This is a genomic window from Peptoniphilus sp. GNH (assembly GCA_021307325.1).
Classification (GTDB): Bacteria; Bacillota; Clostridia; order Tissierellales; family Peptoniphilaceae; genus KA00134.
Window position 1 is genome coordinate 1,013,765 of sequence record CP089931.1, and the last position, 24,404, is coordinate 1,038,168.

Genomic DNA, 24,404 nt, shown 5'->3' on the forward strand with positions numbered 1-24,404 from the left:
AAACACCTTTCGACATGATAAAAATTTACTAAAATTGATGGTAAAAGCATGCTGAATCATCCAAATCCCAAGCACCCTGTTTTACATAAAAATTATAGGCTCGAGAATTTTTTAAAGTAGTGAAAAATGCACCGCTTATACCTCTTTGCTGCAATTCTTTTATACTCGTTTGATAAAGGTTTTTTGCAAGACCAGTCCCCCTATATTTTTCAGCAATAAAAAACTCATCGATATAAAAAGTTGATTCACTAGAATATCTTCTTATATGACCAATTATTGCACCGAATATTTTATTTCCATCGACAATTACATTGCCAAAAAATTTTGAAAAGTCTGAAATATCTATTAAGGATTCCAAGGCTGTTTCCACTGTCCATTTATTATTCCAAGGTGGAGCATTATAGACATCTATCATTAACTTTGCTAATTCTTCTAAATCTGCTTTTGATATTTTTCTAATTTCCATATTATTCTCCTTATTTATTTTCCAAAAATATTTTTAGTTTCTCAGCGTATTCTTTGGGATGTTCGTGGAGAAATTGTCCGTGACCCATCCCTTCAAACACTTCCGTTTCCATTTGTGGAAGATTTTCTCTTAATATATTTTCACTTTTTTCAGGGATTAGCTCTTCGCTTCCTCTCCAAAACAAAACTGGATTTGAAAATTTGGATAAATTATCCGGGACTTTATAATGATAGATAAACTTGCAGGCGTTTTTAATAGTATTTTTTGGAATTTTCGGATACATCATTTCTATTACGCTTAGATTATCCTTGCCCATAATCTTATCTAATATAAATTTAGGTATTGGCTTTTTATTTTTGATTCTACTTGTTCCAATGATAAAAGCATATGTAAAAGGCATTGCCATAAGACCCAACTCTGCAGTAATCGCCGCATCTAGTAGTACTTTCGAAGCAGAAACATTTCCTCTTCCGATGAGTTCAACCGCAATTGTTGCTCCCATGGAAAATCCGCACATTCCATAGACACTCCCGCCCATTTCATTTAATTCCTCATTATTTAATTTTTTTCAAAAGCAAGTAAAAATATCCTCTCTAATAATAAAATTATCTATTACTCTTTATCTCCCAAGATGAAGTAATCACAAAAGTCTCCTCCCTTAGCGATAGTTTCTTTTCTGTGTAAAACTCCATGTTGAAAGCTTATCATAAGCTCATCAAGTTCACAGAATAGTGGCATTAATTCATCTACACCCAACTTCTTTATATAAGCACAAATGGGACAACGAGTAATTCTGTAATAACAAGCACCCTCATAGGGTTCTCCCTCAAAATCAACTTTAAAAGATGTGGGATAGAGCTTTTCTTTTTCCTCTGTATACCACTTGTAATACTTAAGAATATTTTTCTTATTGGCCTCTTTTCCCCTTTTAGTATTGAGATTAATCAAGGAAAAAAACCATTTGAAAGTATAAAGAGAGCGACGCATCATTTCCTGGACGGTCTCCGGCGGAATTTTTTTCTCACTTGCTATATATGGAGCAACAAAGACAAGGGCGAACATCTCATTGTATGCCATGGGATTATCCTCGCCGATATCGTCCATATTTTTTACAAGTTCTCGATAAACTTTTTTGCTCTTTTTAATAATTTCTGAAGCATATGCTTTATTATATTTTTCTATAAGAACTTTCTTCATTGGACCTTTAAATAATAAGAAATAAAAACCCTTGTATTTCATCTTGCACACCCCATCAACTTTCTAAAATTTTTTATAGTAATTTATATACAATTTTATTTTTTCCCAATAAGAAGGGTTGAGCCAGAAAGTCCAAGGAATAAAGATTCTTTGTGACTCATAAAAAGACCCTTTGTTGTATCAATTAATTGCACATCTTCGTAGCCATCTTGTTTAAGCTTTTCCATAAATTTATTCAAATCACCGTATCTTGACTTGCTCATCAAATCATGAATGACAAAAACTCCACCTTTTTTTAGTACACGAAATGTTTCCAGTAAAAGTTTTTGTTTGTTTTTCCCTGTAATATTGTGATAAACATAGTTGCTAGTTACTGCATCAAAACTTTCATCTTTAAAAGGAAGATTCACTGCATTACCATTTTCAAATCTCACATTTTCTACTCCCTCTAATTTTGCATTATTTTTACAGAGTTCCTTAGAAAATTCACTTTTGTATGAGCCCCTCCATATGTCACAACCCACCATGGTCGCTTTTGGATTTTTCTTTGCGCAAGCAATTGTAAGTGCACCGCTACCACATCCTAAATCTAAACCCACGCCACCATCTGGGATCTTTACATAGTCGGCAGTCCCCTCTATTATGACTTTGGCAAGCTTTCTTTTCCCGTTGTAATCAAAAGCCCTATATAAAAATCTCATCCAGCTTGCAAAGAAAATAAGTATCAACGTTGCAAGCCCAAGAATAAGGGCACATATTAGACGAGTTCTTCCACTAAATACAAAATCACTGACACCAAAGGCTATAAATAGGATGAAAGCTGTAAGGCTTGCAAATATTAAATTCTTTAACAAGCTTTTGGGAACCCAATTTTTGTAGTCAGCCTTTGTTTTATCGTCATCCATAAAATTTACTCGTTTCATAAAATTTCCTCCTGTAAATAATAAATTATATAAAATTTGCCTTTAACAACTAAAACAATAATTTTAATCCTTTACTTTATAATCTTATAAATTGATATTAGTATAATTTATCAATAAAGATAAGTAGTAAACAAAATATATTAAGTTAAACCAGCCTCTGCGAATAATCATATGCAGTCCCTTTGGTAACCTCCCAGTAAGAGGAGTAAAGAGCAAAAGAAATATAGGTGTAAATAAAACTTGCCATCTTGGAAATACTGTGAATCCAAATAAAATTACCCAAGCTAATGCTATGTTTGCTAAAGCCGCAATTCCAAAAACTATTTTTGCCTGGAATTTTAAAAATTTTAAAAATTCATCAAAAGCTCCCTTGTCTTCGTACCTTGATAAAAGACCTATCAATATACTCTTATATAAAGTCACAGTTAAGCACATTCTTTCGCTTAGATGATATCAATTATCAGTTTAATTGTAGCATATAACACAGATTCCTTTCAATCATATGGTTTACTACATTAAACTAAACAAATAAAGGCAGTCCGAAGACTGCCAATTTTTATTCCTCATCTCTTTAATTAATGTAAGTAAATAAAGAATTTCCCTAAAGATACGGAAAATATTAATACCATAAATAAATATCATGAAATTTATAAATAATCTCCCAGTTCTATTGACATGTTTAACAAACTCTATTTTACAATTCAAAAATCTCATCTGCCACTTCATTTAAAAATTCTATATCATGGGAGACTACAAAAATTATTTTATCTTTATTTCTATATTTTTTAATTAGCTCAGGTATTTTTATCATATTTGAATAATCCATACCACTTGTAGGCTCATCGAAATAGACAAACTGAGAATCTTTACACATAACAGATGCTATTGCAAGTCTTTGCTTTTGTCCTCCTGATAAACTCATTGGATGTCTTTCAATAAATTCATCTAAGCCTAAATCTTTTAAAATGATTTTTGCCTTTTCTTCATCAAAATTCTTTACACCTAGACTGAGTTCTTTGAATACTTCATCTGTAAATAATTGATGATTTACGTCTTGCATAACAAGCGAAGAGTTTTTTAGTCTTTCTTTTTTAGATAGTTTCTCTCCTTTAAAATAAATTTCTTCTTTTGATTTTTTCTCAAGGCCAATTAAACATCTTAAGAGCGTTGACTTTCCTTGTCCATTGAATCCTATTATGCCATAAATTTCCCCAAGTTTAAAAGAAGTGTTTTTTACACTTAAATATTCACCATCATTAAATTTATAGCTAAGATTTTTTATCTGATACTCTCCATCTCCTTTTAAATGAGAAACTACCAACTTAGTTAGCTTCTTATCCCTTAAGGCTAAATCATTTAAGTCCCTTGTATCTAGCTTTAAAAATTCACTTCTAGTATAAGTTTTTTTAATTTTGCCCTTATCTATTAAAAATACACGGTCAACTATGTCCATCAAATAATAAATTCTATGCTCAGCTAGAATTATGCTTATGCCCTTTTCTTTTAGTATCTTTAGCATCTTTGTCAAAACATCTATGCTTTTAATGTCCAAATTTGATGATGGCTCATCCATAACTATGATCTTTGTGCCTGCTATATAAGAAGCAGCAATGCAAAGTATTTGTTTTTCGCCGCCAGATAAATTAAATATATTTCTGTTCAAAAGATTTTTTATCGGGAAAATTTCTAGCATCTCATTCAAACGCTTGTCCATCTCTTCTCTTGCAAGGCCAATATTTTCTAAGTAAAATAATAATTCTAATGTCGTATTGACATTAAAAAAATAAGTCTTAGGATTTTGAAAAACAGTTGAGACAAGCATCGAGATTTGATAAAGCTCCAAATCTTTTATATTTTTACCATCAATAATTATTTCGCCCTTTGTCTTTGCATTATCATATCTTACAGCTAGTCCGTTTATAGAATTTATTAAAGATGACTTGCCACTTCCGCTTTTTCCTGTAAATAACACACACTCTCCCTCAGCTATGGATAGTGATATATCATCTATTATATGTTCTTTGCCATAATCAAGGCTTAAATTTTTAATTTCTACCATATTAAGCCTCCCACAATAAGTCCAGCAATTACTAAAACATAGACAAAGTCAATTAGCTGTACCTTTACACGAGTATATCTGGTCTTGGCAATTGGATTTTCTATTGCCTTTGTTTCTGCCGCTTTTGCTATATCATCTGCAATGTTTGAAGATATAATTAGTAGCGGCACTGAAACATATTCAAGATATTCGATTGGGTTTATAAAATTTATCCCTCTTACCCTCATAGCCATTTTGATGTTTTTCTTCTCTTCTTTAAAAGATGGAAAGAATCTAAACATAACCGCAATAGGTATGGAAAGATTTTTTGAAATTTTAAGCTTATCCATTGATGAAATTATTGCGCCTACATCAGAGGTCTTTATCATGAAGCTTGCTGCCATAAATGGCAATAAAAACATTCTGAAGATAATAAATAAGCTTAAAAACATCTTAATTATTGGATTTATATTAGATAGGGCCATAAAATTAGGTAAAGCATATAATATTGCGCATAAAACTATCCATTTGAAAAGTGTTTTTTTGTAACCATTCAAATAAAGTAAAATACCAATAAGACATACAATCGCTAGCTCAAAACGGATGTTTATGCTATGCGCAACTGTTAAGCCTGTGATGAATACAACTAATATCTTACTGATGGGGTTTGGATTAAAGGGAGCATTTGAAGAAAAAGTAGGCATTATACAATGCCTGCTTTTTCAAAGTGTTTTTTCAATAGGGCCTTGCCTATATATGCTCCAATTATTCCTCCTATAAAAGCGCCTAAAGCTACTAAAGCCATGTGAGGATAAGTTATTAGTTTTTCCATTGCATCAACATAATCTTTTCCCATCATCATAGATAATTCAATATATTTTTCTTTAGCTAAAAGCATTTGCATTAAAGAGCTACATATCCATGTGCTGAAGATTGCATAAGAAAGCATATTGTATTTAAATGAATTATAATTGCCAATCTTTCTAATTAATTCTGCTATTATCATTACTATAAGTGATAAGACTGCAACTACATAAGTATGTCCCATAGCAAACATCACAAGTGGTGATATCATGCCGAGTATAAATAGTGCCCATGGTTTTTGAACTTTAGCCATAAATAACATAAGAACAGGCCCTGAGATTATGCCCAAAACTGTTGGGTAAACTAAAAACAATATTGGAATCATACCCATCATGCCAACACCAAACATCAAGACGAAATAAATTACGGCAAAAACACCGATACTTACTAAATCTTTTACTTTTAATTTTTTAGTATCCATTTTAATCCTCCTAATAAATAAATTCTTCTGCCATTTTTGTCTTTTCTATTAAATTCTTGTAAACTTTTGATTTTTGTAAAAGCTCTCCATGTTTGCCTTGGCTTTCTACTCTTCCGTTTTCAAGAACTACTATCATGTCAGAATTTTCTATGGATTTCATTCTGTGTGAAATAATTACAACTGTCTTATCTTTAATTAAATTATTTAAAGACTCTTGAATTTTTTTCTCGTTGTCAACATCAAGGCTTGCTGCTATCTCGTCTAAGATCAATATCGGTGCATCTTTTAAGAAGGCTCTGGCTATTGATAATCTTTGTCTTTCTCCGCCTGATAGCTCAGCACCGTTTTCACCAATAAGAGTATCGAAACCCTTATCCATTTTTTCTATGAAATCTGTGCAGTTTGCAAGTTTTGCTGCTCTTTTAACTTCTTCATCACTTGCGTCTTGCTTACCAAGCCTAATATTTTCCATAACGCTTTGATTAAAGAGAACTACATCTTGAAAAACAATAGACACCTTATCAAAAAGAGATTCTGTTGATATTTCTTTTATATCTTTGCCATCGATTAAGATTTGTCCCTCATCATAATCATAAAGTCTTGATATAAGTTTTAAGATGGTTGTTTTTCCGCATCCGCTTGCGCCTACTAAAGCAGTTACCTCTCCCTGCTTAGCTTTAAAACTTACGCCATTTAAAACTTTTGCGTCATTATTATAAGCAAATTCAACATCTTTTAGAGCAATATCGAATTTTTGCAGATTATAGACTTCGCCCTCTTGTAAATCTTGATTTTGAATTTCTTTTAATCTTTCAATTTTAGGCGATAAATAAAATATCTCCATCATTCCCTCTTTAGATGCATCAAGAGCGTCTTTTATCTTCATAGCCGCTAGTAAATATCCTATAAGGTAGAGGGCGCTTATCTCTTTATTAATAATTAGATTTACGCCAACAAATATCACAACAGCAAGGGAAATAAAGCTAAAAATTGATGAAAGTGACATAATTAAAATAAGTCCTATCTCTGTCTTTAAGTGCACTTTTTCACTTTTATCCATTTTTTCATATAGCTTATCTTTCATTTCCTCTGATAAGCCATAGGCTTTGATCTCCATTTGCATCTCGATATTTTCTTGAAAGCTTTCTGAGTTTTCTCTTAAGACGTCATAATATCTTTTTTGTCCCTTAACCTGATGTTTTTTAGATAGTGGTATAAATATAAAGCTTAATATCGTTGGTATAAGTACAGCTAAACCCATCTTGACATTGCTCACTAGCATCATAATGGATATTAGTGGGAAGAAGAGTGCCATACCGCCCACTTTGGGTATCGAGTGGCTCATTGCATGCTCTATACCTTCAATATCAGACATGATTGTCTGTGCTAGGTCTGAAATATCGTGTTTAGAAAAGTATGATATAGGTAATTTTGATAAATTCTCTGCTGTCCTTATTCTTAAGTCCGCACTTTCTTGATATGTTGTTCTATATAATTTATCGTATTCGATAGAAAGCAAAATATACATTACTATCAAGGTAAAAACTGAGAATGCTATATAAAATCCCTTGCTTTTAACAATATTTTCCAAAACTTCCTGAGCAAAAATCATTAGTAATATCGCAGGAAGCATGTTTATACAATAAACGAAAAATGAAGCCAGTGTTGCTTTACTTAAATTTCTTGCTCCTTTATCTGTAAGAGCAAATCTTTTTTTATAAAACTCCTTCATTTGAAACCCTCCATTCATTCGCACTGTTAAACATTTCTTGCAGTCTCTTATACTTTGTATCACTTGACATTAATTCTTTGTCAGAACCTCTTTCTATAATTTTGCCACAATCCATAACAAGTATTTCATCAAGGTCTTTAATTGTAGATAGTCTGTGTGCAATCATGATAACTGTTTTACCCTTCATAAGATTCTTGAAAGCTTTTTGCAATTCAAACTCGTTATCTGGGTCAATAGATGCTGATGCTTCATCCATAATAATAATTTTAGAATCCTTTAAAATTGCTCTGGCAATTGCGATTCTTTGTTTTTCTCCACCAGATAAATAAACTCCTTTTGAGCCTATGATAGTATTTTCTCTTTCTGGGAATTTGTCTAATATCAAATCGCATCCTGCTAATTTTAAGGCTTTCATAACGTCATCTTTGCTCGCATCTTGATTAGCTAAAGCTACATTGTCATAAATACTTTTCTTGAATAATTTTGAATCTTGAAAAACAAAGGAAATGGCTTTAATTAAAGCTTCATCAGAGTATTCACTTATTGCTACGCCGCCTATCTTTATGCTTCCTTCATTAACATTGTAAAAACCCGATATAAGTTTTGCTACTGTTGATTTACCTGATCCCGATGAACCGACTAGCGCATAGGACTTTCCTTCTTCTAATTTAAAGGATAAATTTTCAATGACGGCCTTGTCATTATAAGCAAAGCTAACATTGTCAAAGTCTATATTGTAGTTTTTAAAATTATTGACATCACCATGGACCAATTTGTCTTTTTGCATATCATTGTAAAGTGCCTCTAAAGTATCTACTGCATAATTGCCTTGAGAAATATACATAGCGTACCACATCATCCTCATAAATGAAACAAAGAGAACTCCTGATAAGAATAAAATCATAATAAGCTCAATTAAAATCGCCTTGGCGCTGCCTAAGCTAGTCATAAAATAAACTATAGGAATAATTAAAATTGCAATAAAACCAAAAAATAACCATTGATACAAAATATAAGGTTTTTTACAAGATAGTGTATAATTATAAGCATACTTCGAGTAATCTTTTATTGCCTTGTAAAAGCTTTTAAATGACTCTACATTTGCTCTAAATATCTTTACTACCTGCATACCTCTAACGTATTCAACAGTCTCTGCACTTAGTTTAGATAGAGCTTCTTGGTATATCTTCATAAATTCTTGCTCTCCCATCATTGCACCTAAAATTAAGCCATCGATTATGGTAAGAGCAAGCAAAGTTATGCCAACTCTTATACTTACTATAAAGCCGAGTGCAAGTACAAGTACGGGTGTAACTATTGCCTGAGAACTATCGGGAATCATGTGAGCTACAACCTGATGAGTTTGCGCGGCGTTGTCATCTATGATCTTTCTTATTTGACCAGATGGATTTAGGTCAAAGAACCTAAAACTTGCTTTCTCTAAGCCGTCTATCCCCCTTTTTCTTAAATTTGTTTCAAGCCTAAAACCTAGTATGTGAGAACATGTTCCTGAAACAGAATAAAATATTGCTCCACATGTTAGTGTGATAACAGATTTTAATGCTATGCTCTCTGCACCAGATAAATCTGAATTAATTATTAAATTATCCAGAAATTTGTAGATTAAATAAAATCCATATACCGTAAGTACAGCAGATATAGCAGAAAAGACTATAGCTAAAAAACCAAGATATTTTTTATCCTGTACATAAGCAAATAGTTTTTTGTAAATCTTCATAATATTATCTCCTTTCTTTGATATTCCTTTTAGATATGAATTTAATTAGCTGATAGTAATTATCATTGCTTTTCTATTATACGTCTGGCATAATTACTAATACAATAGTTTTGAATTAATAAGGCTAATTGGGATATTGTCTAAAAGGGATAGGTATATTATGACATATTTTGATTTTGTAAAAGATTATATGAAAGTAGATGAATTTAAAAATAACAAGAAATATTCAAGTGCAGGCCACACTTTTTGTTGGAAAAAAGAGGACTCTACTTATGGAGAAGGCCTATATTGGTTTTATAAAGGAGACGGCTTCATTATTGATATACTTGATTTTTATATCAGTGAGGAAGTAGTTAAAAATAATACTTATAGTATGTCAGATTATGTTTCAATATATTCAAGCTACATTGTAAGCGCAAACGGAGAAAAGTTTAATCCATATCAAACTCTTACTGCAAACTCCTTATATACTCTTGATTTTGATAATATAAGAGATGACTTCCTATTTTTATTACACGAGAACTCTTACTATCTTGCTGTTTCCATCGGTTTTAAAAAAGAGCTAATAGAAAAACATTTAGCATCTATTAACATTAATCCGGAATCATTTTATTCAGCTTTACTTCAACCGAATCAAATAATTCTTACAAAATCCTTAGAAAAAGTTGCATTGGAAATATTAAATTGTAAGATGGACGTTCCTGCCGCTGATTTTTTCTTTAAAGCTAAAGCAAATGAGTGGATAAGTATAATAATCGATACATACTTAAATAGAAATAAATATAAAATTGAGTCTGATGATAATAAAGCACTTGAAGATGTATCTAAGTTTTTAGATGATCATTTCGCCATGAATGTAAATCAGGAAACCCTTGAAAAAATATCTAAAATGAGTGGAACAAAATTAAAAAATTTGTTCAAAGAAAAATATGGTCAAAGCATTACAGAATACACTCAAAGAAAAAGAATGAATGTAGCTGAAACTCTTCTCTTAAATACCGAACTACCTATAAAGGAAATAGCTGAATCTGTCGGATACACATCCCATAGCAAATTTTCCATTTATTACAAAAGATACAAGGGAAAACTTCCTAGTGATGTTCGTAATTTAGCTTGCAAACATCACAATTTAAAATGTGATTATTATGATTAAAGTAATTTTTATATTTATAGGCCTTTATCTTATATGAGTTTCTATATATTTTTATAGGTATATATAAATTTGGTAAAAAGCAATAATCATCCCCCGGCGTAGCTGGGGGTTTTTCTTATGCGGCCCAAAGGGCCTTTTTTACTTGCTGCGTCTCAAGGACGCCTGTGGTTTACCACTTGCAATTTCTACTTGCTAACCCCTAAAGGGGTCTATATTGTCCATTGTTATCTGGCCGCTTAATTCGTCTTCTTTCAGCTGGTTTTGTATATACTCTTGTATTGCTTTGGTGTTCTTCCCTGCAGTATCTACATAATATCCTCGGCACCAAAATTGTCTGCCTCTATATTTATATTTTAAGTTTCCCCATTTTTCATATATCATTATGCTGCTCTTTCCTTTCAAAAATCCCATAAAACTTGATACTGATATTTTGGGTGGTATTTCTAATAGCATGTGTATATGGTCAGGGCATACTTCTGCTTCTATTATATTTACTTCTTTCCAACTGCATAATTCTCTTAATATTGCTCCTATTTCCAATCTTTTACTTCCATAAAATTCTTTTCTTCTATATTTTGGTGCGAATACTATGTGATATTTACAGTTCCATTTTGTATGTGATAGACTGTGAGTGTGATTTAAATTCATTAAAGACCTCCTGTTGTTTTTGTGTTTTGGTAAACCACAAATTTATTTTAACATGGGGGTCTTTTTTATCAGTTTTTCATCGCTGAAGCTAAACGGAACCCCCAGTCTAACTGGGGGTTTTCTAATTACAAAAAGAAGTAGATTTTTTCTCTACTTCTCCTAAAAATTTATTTTTCATTATTCACAATTTTTTTATAATTTTCTAGCTAAAAATACTAGATGCTCTTTCTCGTCCAGATGGTATTCACATTTAAATCCTATCTTATTCAATGTTTCTGTAAGATATTCGGGAGAATAAACTTCAAAATCTAGCATATCCGCCCATTTTTTTATGTTTTTATGCTCTCTATATGCTCCTTCGTTGCATATTAGAAACTGACCGTCTTTTACTAGAACACGATGGATTTCCCTAAAAGATACTTCTATATTCTTCCAAAAATAAATTGTTTCAAAGGCAGTTACTATATTTATGGATTCATCTTCAAAAGGTAACTTAGCCACGTCTGCTTCAATAATTTTACACCTGCCATCTTTTATAGCTTCGCTATTTACTGAACTTGCAATATCTACACTTGTTTTTGAATAGTCCATTCCATATACTTTTTTAGCCTTTGTTAGGAAGTATTGAACATTACGTCCACCACCACATCCTAGATCTAAAACTACATCCGAGGTTTTAATATTCAAAAAGGATCTGCCCCATTTCGCCAATTTTTCGTGACCAATGTTCATTTCTTTCACCATGAAACGACCACCGAAATTATTTTTAGGATTTTTTACATTTTCAAAAAATTTTTTTAACATTTCTATCTCCTATTGATAACTATTATTAGTGTAATTTTATCATGAATTTTATCTTTATTCAATTTTATATCCTTTCTACATTGATATTTCCCAGATTTTCGATAATCGAAATTCTTGATTTCCGATTTTCGGAATTCTTGTTATTATGGTTATTTAAGGGTGTGACTTTTCGTTACTCCCTTAAATTTCTCTGGTCATATCTTTTTTATATTTTGAACTTCTAACATCTTCCATCTCTTTCATAAATAATATTAATCATTAACAGCAATTGGCTTTGCATAATAAACAAAGATCATTGCGTCATATAAATCTTTTGGAACTTCCTTTACCCTATAAGTCCTTGGCATGAATTTCATAAGAGGAGAATATCCTTCACCCAGACTTATCATGTTGATTTCTTTATTTATAAGGTCAAAAGTTTCTCCATCTTTAACTTTTGTAAAATCTAAATAATATTTTCCTTTAAATTTTCTCGCACTGTAAGCTAAAGGATCAGCAGATACAAAGACATGGTTTGACCTCTTGTTATCTGGACCAGCCACATTGATATTAACAATTCCCTTATAAAAGTCTGTTCCAATAATAAAATATTTTTCTCCAAAAATTTTCTTTAAGTGAGACCCCATTGGCTCATAAAATTTTTCACTTTTTGCAATGTGACCGTTGTGTCCAGAAATTAAAAGCATCTTATTTCCCTTTGATTTTTCAAAATCACTTATCCATTTAACATTCTCAGCCATAAGCTCATCTCTAACATTATTTACTTTTACATAGTCATTAAAATCTAATTCGTAATATTTTATACTATTTAATATATTTGTAAGAGCTCTTGAAGCTATTTTTGCATCTGAAGAGGATAGGGCGTCTGCATAAGCTTTTATCTCTAACAACAAAGCTTCCTTATCTTTTATCTGTGAAATCTTAATTTTTTCATCTTTTATAAAAGAAAGCTCCTTTTTCAAGTCTTTTTCTTGTAATATATTATTTTCCTTACAAAAATCTAATATTAAATCAATAGATTTTTCTGGATTTTGCATGTCAAAGCCGTAAAAAGAAAGTTTGTCCTCATCCTTGGCTTTTTGATTGTAGTCAAACATATAATTTATAAGATCGCTCATATTCTTTGTGTGATAAATATTAAAAGAAAAAATTCTTGAAATATTTTCATCTCTCTTGTTTCCGTGAATGTAATTGTTGATTATCATTCCTTCGCCAAAATCAGCTTCAATAGCAAAGCTCTTTAAATTATTTTTTTCAACTAAAGTCTTTATAACTTCTAATTTTAAATCTTGAAAATCAGAATTCCCGTGAGCCGCTTCCCCAAGTCCAACGACTTGTATATTGTCATCTAAGTTTATTTGGCTTACAGCTTTGCCATAGTCTTCTATATCAGAAATATTTTTTCTGGCATTTAACTTCGGAAGATTAATCCATAAAAAATCTCCAATCCCTATAAGAATAATAAGGGATACTAAAAAAATTAAAATTCCTTTAAATATTTTCTTTATCATTTTCTCACCTCTTACTACATTTTTTTAATATTTTATCATACTGTTGCTTCTTATTTTGCCGCTTCTTTTTCTGCTTCCATTTTCGCTTTTGCTGCCTTTATTGTGTATGTTATTATGGTTTGTGCTGCTTGACCTGCTTCTTTACTTATTTCTTCGTTTATCATGTTTTATCTCCTTTTTTTGAATTAAAAAAAGGGAAGTATAGACTTTAATTTTTCTATACTTCCCTTTGATTGTTTTTATTTGGTTGTTCTTGGTGGTGGAATGCTTTATTTTGATGATTTTATATATTTCTTAGGTATTTGTACCTTTTATACTTTAAAATAGCTTACAATGCCTTTCCACCTTTAGTAGTTTATGTGTGTTCTTTTGTCTGATAGATAGTTTTTCATGTTGGAATATATAATCTGTATTTCTTCATTGTCCATCGCTTTTATTTCTTCTGTGCTTTTATATGTTTTGTATGTTCCATCTTGATCTGCTTTTATGAGTTCATCTATTAGCTCTTGCCTTTTATTCATCTTCTATTACCTCCTAGATCTGCCTTTATTTTCTTGGTCATATTATAGCTTGGATAAGATATTTTTACCAGGTCTTATCTTTCTTGATTTTTATAAAAGTCTTTAGTCATTTGTCTTTTTTTATTAAACTTATCACTATCTTGCTTATACTCTTTTATTTTTTCTATGATACTTTCTTTTTCTTTTTTATTTACCTTGGCTATGGCTTATTTAAAATCATACTCCATTTGCTTTTTCTAAATATTATTCACCTTTTTTCTTATTTCTTTTTCAAGATTTATGGATTCTTTTGCTGCCTTTATTGCGTATGACATCATGGTTTTCTGAGAATAAAAAAGGAGGACTTCTCCACTTTGGCGTAAAAAGTCCTCCGAAAATAACAATCAAATTAACTCTTATTGTTATTGAATTATTTAATTTTTGTGTTAAAAGTTACTTTCAAAAACTTTTATTATCAAAAAACATCGTCATCTCCCATTAAATACTCATCTATTTAGTCAAACATCAAAATAGATGTATTTACTTAAAACTCCATTTATTTGCTCGCTCTCTTATTGAAATGAATGATTTATATATCCCATCTTGAGTTATAAGCTCATTATGCGTTCCTTCTTGTGCTATTTCCCCTTTATCTAAAACTATGATGTTATCTGCTTTCCTAACAGTTTCTAACCTGTGTGCAATCATAATAACTGTTTTATTCTGTACTAAATTATCGATGGCTTGCAAAATATGGCGTTCATTTTCTACATCTAAAGCACTGGTAAATTCATCTAAAATCACAATGGGAGCATCTTTGAGTATTGCTCTAGCTATCGCTATTCTTTGTTTTTCTCCGCCGGATAAAGTGCTACCCGCTTCGCCAATTTTAGTTTCGTATCCTTTTTGCAAGCTTTTTATAAAGTCATGACAGCGCGCTTTTTTTGCAGCGGATATAATATCCTCATCACTGGCATTTGGCTTTGCCAAACGAATATTATTCATAATTGTATCTTCAAACAAATACACATTTTGAAATACCATACTTATATTTTTCATCAATTCTTCGGTGGAGATATTTGTTATTTTTGCTCCACCAATCAGAATTTCTCCTTCGCTTACATCATAAAATCTCGGTATAAGCTTGCAAAACGTTGTTTTTCCTGAACCTGAAGGTCCGATAATCGCTGTAAGTGTGTTCGGTTTAAGAGCTACTGATATTCCCTTTAAAGCTTCTCCTTTTCCGTAAGAAAAACTCACGTTTTTAAATTCTATTTCATTGGATTTTATATTTTGAATAGGTGATAATACCTTTATTTCTTCAGCATTTTCCATACTGCTTATATCCTTTAGTGAACTATCTAAAAGCCCAATCATAGAAAGAATAGAACCTGCTTGACTTACAGACTGGAATATTACAAAGCTCATAATCAATAAATTGATGGCTTTTTGAGGAGAAATTTCTCCACTATTCCACATAAAAAACGCATAGCTAATAATCATAATTTCAAACAGTTGTATCGTAAGACCGGCACCTATGCTTGAGGGAATAGATTTTTCGGATAAATTTATATTATTAACACAACTACCATCTATATCTTTTTTTACTCTTTCATCTTTTTCTCCCATACCAAAAGCCTTAATTACGCTTATTCCCTGTATAAATTCAATAGCACTTTCCGTTAATTTTGTTTGTGCTAATTGTCTTTTGGGAGCTTCGCTTCTTGAAATTTTCATTTGATAATTAACTACAAACAAATATGTTAATATGCCTGCAAATATTACAACGGAAACTTGCCATTCATAGTAAGCAAATCCTAAAACTATTGATATAGCAGATAAAATTCCACCTATCACATGAATTAAAATGATTGGTGCGACTTGTTCTACAGTTGAAATAGATGTAGTCAGTGTTGAGTTTATATTTCCTACTGAATTTTTGCTAAAGAACCCTAAATAGAGTTTTTTAAATAATGAGCCAAAATATAACCTTTTATCTTTCGCCATCTCAAATCCAACGGATACAGAACCCAGTTGTGTGAAATAACCAAGACCAAATACTCCGATGATACATACAATTCCGAGTATCATTACCTTATAAATATAATTGTCCATTAAATTACTATTAAACATGGCGTTTACCGCTAAAATTATTGCTATCATTTTCAGCATAACGAATATGCCTTCTATAAATGATAGAATTAAAATTTTGACTAAACTGCCTTGCCTTTTCTTACTAAAGTTCCTTACACTTTTTATAGCTTCAAACATATTCTCACCTCCAATCAATTTGCTATTTCATATAAATGCTTATACGCAGAACACGACTTAATAAGTTCTTCATGTTTTCCATCGCAAATGATTTTCCCATTTTCCATATATATGATCTTATCTGCATTTATGACAGTTTTAATTTTATGTGTAATAACAATTAGTGTTTTTCCTTTGGTAAATTCCAGTAACTCTCCTTGAATTTTTTCTTCATTTTCAATATCTGTACTTGCAGTTGCTTCATCTAATATGATAATTGGAGCATTTTTTAGAATTGCTCTGGCAATAGCTATTCTTTGCTTTTCTCCACCGGATAACCTATCCCCTGCGATGGTGTCATATCCATCAGGCAAAGTTAGAATAAAATCATGACAACCGGCTCTTTTAGCAGCTTCTATCACCTCATCATTCGTTGCATCTTTTTTACCTATTCTAATATTTTCCAAAATAGTATCATCAAATAAAAATGTATTTTGATCCACATAGGATATAAGAGTATTCAGATCATTCATTGAAAGGTCTTTTACCCCTATACCACCTATTTTTATGTTTCCTTTCTCAAAATCCCAAAATCCGGCTAAAAGTTTCATTAGAGTTGATTTTCCTGAACCTGAAGTACCAATAATTGCAGTCATAGTTTTTTCTTTAATGGTTAAATTCACATCATCAACATCATTTTTTGTACCATCATAAGAAAATTGTAAATTTTCAAACGCTATGTCGTATGTCATTTTTTCTTTTAAATTAGAATTCTCACTTCTCTTAAGTTCCGGATAATCTAAGATTCCTTTTATTTCCTTAGTAACAGTTCCCATCTGTGCCAATTGGTCAACATAACTGGATGCTTTAACAATCGGTTTAAATATTCCAAGAGAAATCATCATAAACAAAAATAAACTTTGCTCAGTAAGAAACCCATTATTAAAAAATATCAATCCCACAACAATTGTTGGAAATATAGATACAGGAGCTATGCTATAGGAAAGAGACGCATAAATCTGTGAGCTTTTCATCCAGTTTATAGCATACTCCGCATGGCGTATGACTGCATTTTTATATTTAGCATAGGAGCTATCTTCCATATTGAAAGTTTTAATTACATCAATCCCCTTGACATACTCTATAACCGCTTGATTCATATTCTTTTGTGCCTGTACTTGTCCCTCATATTTTTTCTTATATCCAATCATCATAAGCATTCCGATTGATAGTCCAAATATAACCCAAAGAAATATAATCCCGGTAAGCTTAATATTAACTGCAAGCATCCAAACAATCATGGCAATAGGTATCAATAAATTTGCAGTCATCTCAGGAAGTAGATGTGCTAATGTTTTTTCTATATCTTCCACCCTATCTACCAATATCGTTTTTAATGTTCCACTAGGATTCATATCAAAATATCCCATCGGCAATCTAACAAATTTATCACAAATTGCATATCTTAAGTCCTTTAGCGTTAAGTATGCTGCTTTATGAGATATAAGTGTTGAAATATTTGAAAGCAGCACCCCTGATATTTTGCAGATTATAGTGAAAATCAAGACATATATCATGTTGTTTCCATGAAATCCTTTGAAGATATATCCCGCTAAAATTCCAACAAAAGCGTAGGATAACAGTTCGCATAGAACAGAAAGCATACTTAGCATAACAGATAAAATATATCTTTTTTTGTATGGCTTTATAAACGAATCCATTTCTTTAAAAAAGTTTGGTTCTTTCTCTTTTTTCATGACTTCACCCTATGCATTAGCTTCTTTTTCTAAAATATGTTTCCTTACGACCTTGCTACCTATATAAGCTCCTGCGATTGCTGAAACTATAACTAAGGCAAGTAAAACCAGCGTTCCCCAAGAAGAAATCATTTTGCCTGCCGCTATAATATTTGAAGCTAACTCCTTTTGTTTCATGGCTCCTATAGTTTTATTCAAGGCTATTGTATATGGATAAATTACACTTCCAATTGAAGCCAAAGTTTGCTGAATAACATAGCTGACTCCAATAACTTTTAAATTACCATAACCTTTTTTATATAATAAAAACTCTGCTATCAATCCTGAAATTACAAACATCAAAATATATGGTGGATAGAATGCTATCACTCCTTGAATAAGGGAATATATAAAAAACGCTCCTCTTTTTTTCACTTTCACTCCGATAACATAGAAAACAATACCCTGTAATAATGAGTAAAGCACCGGTGTTAAGAGTATGGTAATTGGTGTTGCATACATGAATGTTCCAATCGAAAATATCAAAATGTTACACAATGATAATAAAGTAACTGTAATGATATCTTTCGCTTTCAATTTGTTTTTGTTCATGATTAAGTCCTCCTATTTTTATAAAATATTTATCATCAAAATTACTATCATTCCAATCATCAATATGTAATCGCATAAATTGAACTGTAAAGTAACATAAGATGATTTTTTATGATTTAAAGCAATTCCTCTTGTTTCTGCTGAAGCTGATAAAGTTTCCCCTATTCTTATCACTCGAAAAATGAGTGATACAATCAGAGCCTCAAGATAATCTATTTTTTCTTTTATTATATTTTTATGCTTGCAACTTCCTCTATTTCTAAGCACATGTCTAAGTAATTTAAAATCATTCCTTAGCACCGGGAAAAACCTGAAAGAAACTGCAAGAATCAATAATAACTTCTCAGGTATTCTTATTTTTCTAAGTCCCGCGAGCATATTTGTTGCCCCTCTACCTCCAAGAATAATAGGAAATAGTAGAAATATTAAAATAAATCTAGGAAACAAATTTGCCGTAAACATTGTAATTTCATTCGGATATATGATTTCAAGACCGTAAATAAGTCCTATAATGATAGAAGTAATTCCTAAAGTCTTATATCTTCTATTTGCAAGAGAAAAAACGAGAGCTAATAAATTGCATTCAAAAATCAAACTTTTATTGTCGATTCCTACTGCAACCATACAAAGAAGCCAAAACAAAATATTTGTTCTCGGATCTAAAAGATTTTTTTCTCTTTTTGCCGGAGGTTGATGTTCTAAATCTTTTTCAAATATACTTTTAATGCTTTCAATATCTCTATTCTCTTTTACTTCACAAATCCTTTGTATCGTTCCATCATCAAGTTCCAAACATTTATCCGCAACTGATGAAATAAATTCTAAGTCATGGCTAATTGTTATCACGATTTTTTTCTTTTTCATATCGTTTATCAATCCCACTACAGCATCTAAACTTTTTTTGTCCATTCCTGAGGTTGGTTCATCTAAAATAACCACACTTTTATCCGAAAGATACGCCATCATTAAGGTTAATTTTTGCATTTGCCCACCTGAAAGAGAAAATGGATGTCTATCACGATATTTCCACATATCAAACTTTTTAAGTAGAGCTTCTATCTCATCATATTTGTTTCGATTTACACCGTACTTCAGTTCAGATAATACAGAATTTGTAAAAAATTGAAATTCAGCTTCTTGCATAATAAATAGGCTATCCTGCGATAGCTGCCTATGGCTCAATTCTTTTTCCTTTAAAAAAACTCTTCCCTTTTTTGGTTTCAATAGTCCACATACACATTTTCCTAAGGTGGTTTTACCTGAACCATTTTTGCCAATCAAGCAAGTCACTTCTCCCAAATAAGCTATAAACGACAAATCATTTAAAATATATTGTTTTTTATATCCAAAGGATATATTTTTTACCTCTAATTTATCATTGACAACATTAGAACACTTCTTCTGAACCTCAATCTGATTCAAATCCGTAACTCGTAAACACAAATTATTTAATTCATCCTTAGAAAATATCTTAAAATCGTCCTTATCATACTTTTCATAAAAGCTTCCATTTTTTATTAGCCAATATTCATCAGCCAACTCTTTCAAATAGTAAAGCCTATGTTCACTGATTATTAGAGTTTTTCCATCTTCTTTTAGAAGCAATAAGATATTTTTCAGTTTTTCTATGGCTAAATAATCTAAGTTTGCAGTTGGCTCGTCAAGTAAAATAATATCCGTATCCATTGCCCAAGCAGACATAATCGCTATTAGTTGACGCTCTCCGCTTGAAAGTTTGAATACTTCCCTGTTTTTCAAATACTCCAAGCCAAATTTTGAAAAAGCTTCTTCTGTTCTTCTTTTTATTATTTCCTGGCTTAACCCTTTATTTTCAAGTCCAAAAGATATTTCCGTATCGCTTTCCATTGTAAAAAATTGACTTCTTGGATCTTGAAAAACGGACGAAATCAATTCTCCAACTTCTCCAATGTTCTTGTTTTCTATATTGTTGCTATTTACCAAGATATAGCCATTAAATATCCCATCATAGAACTCTGGTATTAAATGGTTTAAGCACCTAAGTAATGTTGATTTTCCACATCCACTTTCGCCACAAAGAACTATGCAATCTCCTTTTGATATGCTGCCAATTACATCATCTAACGACTTTTCCTTTTTGCCTTCATAGGAAAAATCTATTTTAAAATCTAAAATATTTTCGTCCTTCTTGCCTTTATCGTACATAAATTCAATACCTATTTATAATTTCATCAAATATCTTTTCCCAACCCGCCCCAATAAATTCGCCGAGCATTTTTGTGTACTCGATTGTCTCCTCTTTGCTATATCCTTTTTCAATCACTAATTTAAAAGCACTAAATTGTTGATTCATCAAAAGCTCTACCAAATCTAATTTCATCTCACTTATATTCGGGTCTATATTTTCCCTTATAAATTGTTTTGTTATGGAAATTTTTTTATTCATCATTTCACGAAATATTGCTTCTACAGAACTGCCTTTACTTGAGCAAAGTATTAGTTTGCACTCCTCATAATATTTAAATAACACATCTACATATCCTTTGGTTTCTTTCTGAATGCTACGCAAAAAATGATCAAAGTTTTTATCTACGCAATATTCCCTATACGAGTATTCGTTCTCTTTTCTTTTCACACTTATAGCTTCTAAAAATTCTTTTATCAAACTATAAAAAAGTTCATCTTTCCCTTTATACCTTGTATAGATTGCTCCCGTTGTAACTCCCGCTCTTTTAGCAATATTGCCTATTGAAGCAGCCTGAAATCCATTTTGCAAAAACTCTATTTTAGCAGCTTCAATGATTGGTTTATCAAGTTCATGGTTTCTATTTGCCATGTCCATTCCTCCATTCTTACAAAACTTTAATTTTAATAGTATAATCAATAATCAAATTATCAATAATGATATTATTGATTATACATCAGTTAGTTTTATCTAACAATAGTTGTAAGATGTTTTTTAGAAAATTTACTGATTTACATATTTATTTGTATGAAATAAAATAGTCGGTGCAGTTTTAAAACTACGCCGACCACAAAGTCATAATTTTTTTCCATACTGGCTTTTTTCTTTTTTTAATATCTGTAATTATACTCTCGCTTCTTCTCTCTCTTTTTCCTTAGCTTCTCTAGTTCATCAAGTTGATATTGCGTAAGTTCTTTAGGTTCTTCTTGTGGCAATTCAAACTTGCCAATAAAGTTCAGGTATATTTCAACTTCCTGTGTTCTTTCATAGTTATCCCATTTACCCTCGTGAACCAGTATCTTATCTACAAATTCATTTATCATTGGAGTTGTAAGTTCGCTAAAATCAGCATATTTCTTTACAAGTGATATAAACTTATCTGCTCTAATACTATCTTCCTCAAAGTTTTTTAATATACTTTTTGAATGTTCAATGGATTTTTCTAATGCCATTTGCTCTTTTGAGGTTGAGTACACTTTTTTTATAAATTCTTCTTCATTCAACTTTATATACTCGCTTACTTCTTTGATAGTCTCTAAAACTAATTTATTAAGAACTTCGTTCCTGATATAGTGTGATGAACATTTTTCTTCAAAATTCCCTTTTGCTAAGTTATATGTTGAACAAATATATTCATCTTTAGGGGGGCGGCTTTTATCTGTTTTTCTGCCTGACCAATCTCTTTTAAATCCGGCTTTTCCACCTTTAGTAGTTTATATGTGTTCTTTTGTCTGATAGATAGTTTTTCATGTTGGAATATATAATCTGTATTTCCTCATTATTCATTGCTTTTATTTCTTCTGTGCTTTTATATGTTTTATATTTTCCATCTTGGTCTGCTTTTATGAGTTCATCTATTAGCTCTTGCCTTTTATTCATCTCTATTACCTCCTAGATCTGCCTTTATTTTCTTGGTCATATTGTAGCTTGGATAAAATATTTTTACCAGGTCTTATCTTTCTTGATTTTTGTAATAGTCTTTGGTTGATTGTCTTTTTTTATTAAACATATCACTATCTTGCTTATATTCTTTTATCTTTTCTATGATACTTTCTTTTTCTCCTCTCTTAATCGCCTTGTCAATTTCTATTGATAGGTCGATACCATATTCTTTATTTACTACTTCTACTGCATATTTGATATGATTTATTTCCTTGTATCTTTCCCTTATCTTCTCTGACTCTGTATTTAATTTACTGATTTCATCTTCTAAGTTTTTGATTTCTCCTATCCATTCTTTTTCTCTTAAATTTTTCTTTCCACTAATTTTTTCAATTAAGGTTCTTGCCCTTATATGTTGGTCTATTTCCTTTTGATTATTCTTGTAGAAGCTTTCTTTGAATATTTTCTTGCTTTCATATTCTTGGTAGGTTGCTTTTGTTTTTCTTACAGTCTTTGCATAGGCTAAACACTTATTAAGGTCTTCTATCTTTTGACTGTTTTCTTTTATGGTCTTATATATTTCAGAGTTTTTGCTTCTTAGGTTATTTATATGCCCTTGTAGGTCTGATATGGTTTTTATTTTGTTTTCTCTTAGATAATTTATTCCACTTGCATATCTTTTTAGATCATAGATTGCCTTGTTTCTTTTCCCATAAAATGATAATTCAGCTCTATTATTTTCTTGCATTTCTTGATAAAAGCTTAAATATTCATAGAGGTTAAAGAGTCCTGATTCATTTTCTATTTGCTTTTTACTTTGGTCTTTATATTCCTTGTATGATTCTTTTAGCTTATCTTTAAAGCCTGCTAACCATGATGTTATTTTCTTTATTTCATTGCCTATGTTTTTTAATAGTTCATTCTGTTTTTTTATTTCACGATTTATATCTCCTTTTTCTGTTCTTATTCCTTTTCTTTCCATTGCACTAGCACTTGCCCCTAGATGTATTGTTGGTATTTGTTTTATGCCTTGTCTTTTAAAACTCCTATGGTCTACTCTTTTTTCTATATTATTTTTTGCTAAGCATTCGTTGCAAAGGTCTGAAAAATTTTCTCTCCATTTTTCTACATTGCCTTTATCGTTCCATGTTGTTAGTTCTACTTTTCTTGTCTTTGGTTTTCCATTTTTGCTTAAAATCTTTTCTCCTTTTTCATCTAGGATATATTCTTTTTTACTTTTTTGCCCCCATGTTCCATCTTCATTTATTGGTCTTACTATGGTCATTATATGAGCATGAATGTTTTGATTTCCATCTCTACTTTCATCATGAATTGCTAGGTCTACTATCATTCCCTCTTTTACAAATTTGTTTTGAACATATTCTTCTATCATCTTTTTATTTTCTTCTATGCTTAACTCTTTTGGTAAAGATATGATAAAGTTTCTTGCAAGTTGGGCATTAGAATTTTTCTCAAATAGTTCTACCGAGTTCCACAAGGTTTTTCGGTCTTTATATTCTTTTGTTGCTTGATCTGGCAAATATATTTCTTTGCTAATTACTCCTTGTTTTTTGGTGTAGTCATGGGTTACTCCGTCCCATTCATTTTTTATTTTTTCTCCACTTATATATGCTGCACTTGCTACTGCACTTTTGCCTTTTCCTCTTGATATTATGTTTACTGAAAAATGAAAACTGTCTGCCATTTTTATCACTTCCTTTCTTTCTTGTTGTTTTAGGTGGAGGCTTAATAGATTTTTTATATCCACTTTGTGAATGAGCGTTTTGAAATGATAGAATTAAAAAAAGCCGACTACTGAATTAATTTTGTTGTTTCACCCTTACGGGTACAGGCAGTTAGTCGGCTTAATTGTTACTTTCATTTCAAATTTTAAAAGTCAAGGGCGAGCCTTAGCGAGTTTATTTACCCTTGACTTTTAAAAAGCGAATGGTTGTTGCTCCCTGCAAGGGTTTGGCTCCGCATGA

The 24,404-nt window shown here is 31.1% G+C and carries 21 protein-coding genes and 4 pseudogenes; 1 reads left to right on the plus strand and 24 read right to left on the minus strand.

Annotation, left to right across the window (positions count from 1 at the left end):
• Positions 1 to 28 precede the first annotated feature (28 nt).
• From LV469_04925 to LV469_04970, 10 genes and pseudogenes are all read right to left on the minus strand, one after another.
• A complete protein-coding gene (locus tag LV469_04925) occupies positions 29 to 466 on the minus strand; it encodes a GNAT family N-acetyltransferase (protein UHR01998.1) in 438 nt (145 codons plus the stop codon).
• A 10-nt stretch (positions 467 to 476) separates the two neighbouring features.
• Positions 477 to 1,013: pseudogene (locus tag LV469_04930) on the minus strand (alpha/beta hydrolase).
• 65 nt (positions 1,014 to 1,078) lie between these two features.
• The gene (locus tag LV469_04935) at positions 1,079 to 1,705 is read right to left on the minus strand and encodes an L-2-amino-thiazoline-4-carboxylic acid hydrolase (GenBank protein ID UHR01999.1); all 627 of its coding nucleotides are present in this window, start codon (positions 1,703 to 1,705) and stop codon (positions 1,079 to 1,081) included.
• A gap of 53 nt (positions 1,706 to 1,758) precedes the next feature.
• The gene (locus tag LV469_04940) at positions 1,759 to 2,586 is read right to left on the minus strand and encodes a class I SAM-dependent methyltransferase (protein ID UHR02000.1); all 828 of its coding nucleotides are present in this window, start codon (positions 2,584 to 2,586) and stop codon (positions 1,759 to 1,761) included.
• 84 nt (positions 2,587 to 2,670) lie between these two features.
• Positions 2,671 to 2,985, minus strand: a pseudogene (locus tag LV469_04945) (hypothetical protein).
• Positions 2,986 to 3,280: 295 nt separating this feature from the next.
• Positions 3,281 to 4,645 (minus strand): ATP-binding cassette domain-containing protein, encoded by a 1,365-nt coding sequence (locus tag LV469_04950; GenBank protein UHR02001.1) that lies wholly within the window; start codon positions 4,643 to 4,645, stop codon positions 3,281 to 3,283.
• Entirely contained in the window at positions 4,639 to 5,328 is a 690-nt protein-coding gene (locus LV469_04955; GenBank protein ID UHR02002.1) for an energy-coupling factor transporter transmembrane protein EcfT, read from the minus strand. Before LV469_04955 ends, LV469_04950 begins: the two co-directional genes overlap by 7 nt.
• On the minus strand, positions 5,328 to 5,909 hold the full coding sequence (locus tag LV469_04960) for an MptD family putative ECF transporter S component (GenBank protein ID UHR02003.1): 582 nt from the start codon (positions 5,907 to 5,909) through the stop codon (positions 5,328 to 5,330). Before LV469_04960 ends, LV469_04955 begins: the two co-directional genes overlap by 1 nt.
• Positions 5,910 to 5,919: 10 nt before the next feature.
• Complete coding sequence (locus tag LV469_04965) at positions 5,920 to 7,641, minus strand: ABC transporter ATP-binding protein/permease (GenBank protein UHR02004.1); 1,722 nt, start codon at positions 7,639 to 7,641, stop codon at positions 5,920 to 5,922.
• On the minus strand, positions 7,625 to 9,379 hold the full coding sequence (locus LV469_04970; protein ID UHR02005.1) for an ABC transporter ATP-binding protein/permease: 1,755 nt from the start codon (positions 9,377 to 9,379) through the stop codon (positions 7,625 to 7,627). The genes LV469_04965 and LV469_04970 overlap by 17 nt, the downstream gene beginning before the upstream one ends.
• 160 nt (positions 9,380 to 9,539) lie before the next feature.
• On the opposite strand from LV469_04970, the gene LV469_04975 reads away from it, so the two are divergent.
• Complete coding sequence (locus LV469_04975; GenBank protein ID UHR02006.1) at positions 9,540 to 10,532, plus strand: AraC family transcriptional regulator; 993 nt, start codon at positions 9,540 to 9,542, stop codon at positions 10,530 to 10,532.
• 192 nt (positions 10,533 to 10,724) lie between these two features.
• Here LV469_04975 and tnpA read toward each other — a convergent pair whose 3' ends face one another.
• From tnpA to LV469_05045, 14 genes and pseudogenes are all read right to left on the minus strand, one after another.
• On the minus strand, positions 10,725 to 11,180 hold the full coding sequence (gene tnpA / locus LV469_04980; GenBank protein ID UHR02007.1) for an IS200/IS605 family transposase: 456 nt from the start codon (positions 11,178 to 11,180) through the stop codon (positions 10,725 to 10,727).
• 192 nt (positions 11,181 to 11,372) lie between these two features.
• On the minus strand, positions 11,373 to 11,984 hold the full coding sequence (locus tag LV469_04985) for a class I SAM-dependent methyltransferase (protein UHR02008.1): 612 nt from the start codon (positions 11,982 to 11,984) through the stop codon (positions 11,373 to 11,375).
• Between the two features lie 251 nt (positions 11,985 to 12,235).
• Positions 12,236 to 13,495: an erythromycin esterase family protein gene (locus tag LV469_04990; GenBank protein ID UHR02009.1), complete on the minus strand. Its 1,260-nt coding sequence runs from the start codon at positions 13,493 to 13,495 to the stop codon at positions 12,236 to 12,238.
• Between the two features lie 33 nt (positions 13,496 to 13,528).
• Positions 13,529 to 13,659: pseudogene (locus LV469_04995) on the minus strand (PcfB family protein).
• A gap of 183 nt (positions 13,660 to 13,842) precedes the next feature.
• Positions 13,843 to 14,016, minus strand: coding sequence for a hypothetical protein (locus LV469_05000; GenBank protein ID UHR02010.1), 174 nt, complete (start codon positions 14,014 to 14,016; stop codon positions 13,843 to 13,845).
• A 519-nt stretch (positions 14,017 to 14,535) separates the two neighbouring features.
• Positions 14,536 to 16,266, minus strand: a complete 1,731-nt coding sequence (locus LV469_05005) for an ABC transporter ATP-binding protein/permease (protein ID UHR02011.1) — start codon at positions 16,264 to 16,266, stop codon at positions 14,536 to 14,538.
• Positions 16,267 to 16,280: 14 nt separating this feature from the next.
• On the minus strand, positions 16,281 to 18,002 hold the full coding sequence (locus LV469_05010; GenBank protein ID UHR02012.1) for an ABC transporter ATP-binding protein/permease: 1,722 nt from the start codon (positions 18,000 to 18,002) through the stop codon (positions 16,281 to 16,283).
• Positions 18,003 to 18,011: 9 nt separating this feature from the next.
• Complete coding sequence (locus tag LV469_05015; protein ID UHR02013.1) at positions 18,012 to 18,593, minus strand: MptD family putative ECF transporter S component; 582 nt, start codon at positions 18,591 to 18,593, stop codon at positions 18,012 to 18,014.
• Between the two features lie 18 nt (positions 18,594 to 18,611).
• Positions 18,612 to 20,777: an ATP-binding cassette domain-containing protein gene (locus tag LV469_05020; protein ID UHR02014.1), complete on the minus strand. Its 2,166-nt coding sequence runs from the start codon at positions 20,775 to 20,777 to the stop codon at positions 18,612 to 18,614.
• A gap of 4 nt (positions 20,778 to 20,781) precedes the next feature.
• On the minus strand, positions 20,782 to 21,408 hold the full coding sequence (locus LV469_05025; GenBank protein ID UHR02015.1) for a TetR/AcrR family transcriptional regulator: 627 nt from the start codon (positions 21,406 to 21,408) through the stop codon (positions 20,782 to 20,784).
• Between the two features lie 239 nt (positions 21,409 to 21,647).
• Positions 21,648 to 22,040, minus strand: a complete 393-nt coding sequence (locus LV469_05030) for a DUF4368 domain-containing protein (GenBank protein UHR02016.1) — start codon at positions 22,038 to 22,040, stop codon at positions 21,648 to 21,650.
• A 79-nt stretch (positions 22,041 to 22,119) separates the two neighbouring features.
• Positions 22,120 to 22,166: pseudogene (locus LV469_05035) on the minus strand (hypothetical protein).
• Between the two features lie 76 nt (positions 22,167 to 22,242).
• The gene (locus LV469_05040) at positions 22,243 to 22,416 is read right to left on the minus strand and encodes a hypothetical protein (GenBank protein ID UHR02017.1); all 174 of its coding nucleotides are present in this window, start codon (positions 22,414 to 22,416) and stop codon (positions 22,243 to 22,245) included.
• A gap of 73 nt (positions 22,417 to 22,489) precedes the next feature.
• Positions 22,490 to 24,124 carry a MobA/MobL family protein gene (locus LV469_05045; GenBank protein UHR02018.1) on the minus strand — a complete coding sequence of 545 codons (1,635 nt, stop codon included), beginning with the start codon at positions 24,122 to 24,124 and terminating at the stop codon, positions 22,490 to 22,492.
• Positions 24,125 to 24,404 lie beyond the last annotated feature (280 nt).